This is a genomic window from Xanthomonas sp. XNM01 (assembly GCF_014851915.1).
In the GTDB taxonomy this organism is placed as follows: domain Bacteria; phylum Pseudomonadota; class Gammaproteobacteria; order Xanthomonadales; family Xanthomonadaceae; genus Pseudoxanthomonas.
The window spans coordinates 1-2533 of sequence record NZ_JACVAP010000011.1 but is presented as its reverse complement, the minus strand read 5'-3'; the positions used below and the strand labels follow the sequence as shown (position 1 = coordinate 2533).

Annotated in this window: 2 tRNA genes and 1 rRNA gene; all 3 read right to left on the bottom strand. The window is 55.1% G+C overall.

The features are described from left to right. Positions 1-186: 186 nt before the first annotated feature. The 3 genes from IB242_RS20230 to IB242_RS20220 all read right to left on the bottom strand — a co-directional run bounded on the left by IB242_RS20230 (position 187) and on the right by IB242_RS20220 (position 2013). Positions 187-263 (bottom strand) — tRNA-Ile (locus IB242_RS20230). A gap of 34 nt (positions 264-297) precedes the next feature. Next, a tRNA-Ala gene (locus tag IB242_RS20225) sits at positions 298-373 on the bottom strand. A gap of 95 nt (positions 374-468) precedes the next feature. Beyond that, positions 469-2013, bottom strand: a 16S ribosomal RNA gene (locus IB242_RS20220). Between the last annotated feature and the right edge of the window lie 520 nt (positions 2014-2533).

Sequence of the window (2533 nt, the reverse complement as noted above, 5' to 3'; positions counted from 1 at the left end):
TGGGGTACAAATCCAACGACGCGAACATACGACTCAATTTTTAGGGACTCGAAGTCCCCGCCTTAGCCTCAACGACACGTCGAGATGGATAATCTCAAACGCTCGCTACATTCCAAGTTTTAAAAGAACAATGTCGAACCTCAACGTCCGACACATCTTAAATTCGTATGCGCTTGTCATTCAGAGTGGTGGGTCTGGGAGGACTCGAACCACCGACCTCACCCTTATCAGGGGTGCGCTCTAACCACCTGAGCTACAGACCCAATGTCTTCGTAGCCCGTTCCGGCGAACCGAAACTGGTGGAGCCTGTCGGGATCGAACCGACGACCCCCTGCTTGCAAAGCAGGTGCTCTCCCAGCTGAGCTAAGGCCCCGTAATGCGGGACTATCCAAACCGGCCTGGCCGGCTTGAAACTCTGAATGCAGGTTACTTGTGAGGACGCCCGACAGGACGATGCTGTCATGCTCAAAAGGAGGTGATCCAGCCGCACCTTCCGATACGGCTACCTTGTTACGACTTCACCCCAGTCATCGGCCACACCGTGGCAAGCGCCCTCCCGAAGGTTAAGCTACCTGCTTCTGGTGCAACAAACTCCCATGGTGTGACGGGCGGTGTGTACAAGGCCCGGGAACGTATTCACCGCAGCAATGCTGATCTGCGATTACTAGCGATTCCGACTTCACGGAGTCGAGTTGCAGACTCCGATCCGGACTGAGATGGGGTTTCTGGGATTGGCTTGCCCTCGCGGGTTTGCAGCCCTCTGTCCCCACCATTGTAGTACGTGTGTAGCCCTGGTCGTAAGGGCCATGATGACTTGACGTCATCCCCACCTTCCTCCGGTTTGTCACCGGCGGTCTCCTTAGAGTTCCCACCATTACGTGCTGGCAACTAAGGACAAGGGTTGCGCTCGTTGCGGGACTTAACCCAACATCTCACGACACGAGCTGACGACAGCCATGCAGCACCTGTCTCACGGTTCCCGAAGGCACCAATCCATCTCTGGAAAGTTCCGTGGATGTCAAGACCAGGTAAGGTTCTTCGCGTTGCATCGAATTAAACCACATACTCCACCGCTTGTGCGGGCCCCCGTCAATTCCTTTGAGTTTCAGTCTTGCGACCGTACTCCCCAGGCGGCGAACTTAACGCGTTAGCTTCGATACTGGGTTCCAAATTGAACCCAACATCCAGTTCGCATCGTTTAGGGCGTGGACTACCAGGGTATCTAATCCTGTTTGCTCCCCACGCTTTCGTGCCTCAGTGTCAGTGTTGGCCCAGGTGGCCGCCTTCGCCACGGATGTTCCTCCCGATCTCTACGCATTTCACTGCTACACCGGGAATTCCGCCACCCTCTACCACACTCTAGTTGCCCAGTATCCACTGCAATTCCCAGGTTGAGCCCAGGGCTTTCACAACGGACTTAAACAACCACCTACGCACGCTTTACGCCCAGTAATTCCGAGTAACGCTTGCACCCTTCGTATTACCGCGGCTGCTGGCACGAAGTTAGCCGGTGCTTATTCTTTGGGTACCGTCAGAACAATCGGGTATTAACCGACTGCTTTTCTTTCCCAACAAAAGGGCTTTACAACCCGAAGGCCTTCTTCACCCACGCGGTATGGCTGGATCAGGCTTGCGCCCATTGTCCAATATTCCCCACTGCTGCCTCCCGTAGGAGTCTGGACCGTGTCTCAGTTCCAGTGTGGCTGATCATCCTCTCAGACCAGCTACGGATCGTCGCCTTGGTGGGCCTTTACCCCGCCAACTAGCTAATCCGACATCGGCTCATTCAATCGCGCAAGGTCCGAAGATCCCCTGCTTTCACCCGTAGGTCGTATGCGGTATTAGCGTAAGTTTCCCTACGTTATCCCCCACGAAAAAGTAGATTCCGATGTATTCCTCACCCGTCCGCCACTCGCCACCCAGAGAGCAAGCTCTCCTGTGCTGCCGTTCGACTTGCATGTGTTAGGCCTACCGCCAGCGTTCACTCTGAGCCAGGATCAAACTCTTCACTTAAAATTACAGACCCGAAGGTCAATACTTTCAGCTGCAGAAGTTCTACCCAGCTACGTATCGCTTGCTATAAAGCATTTGACTTGTTGCTGTTAAAACGTCTGCAAGATGGACAGTCATCCTTCCTGCAGGCGTCCGCACAAGTTACCTGCGCATACTTTCAAAGATCCTGGGGGCCGGCCTCAGCGCCTTTCCCGCGTCCCGACGTTTCCGTCGAGGTGAGCCGCACATTATGGCGACTCGTTTTCGAAATGTCAACACCGCGTTTGCGATCTTTTCATTTCGCCCTGACTTCGTGGCCGAGGCCTTTCCGTCAGGGGAGCCGCACATTCTGCAGCTCCGTCTTCAAAGTGTCAACACCGCGTCGCGATCTTTTCACTTTGCCCTGAAGCGACCGATCAACCGATCCCTTCAGGGGAGCCGCCCAGTATAGCGACTTCAGAGAAGTTCGCAACACCCCGGTGGCCCGGTCCCCGTCGCCTCAGACCGTAGTCCTCGTCAGCGGGGCGCGAATTATGGGCCA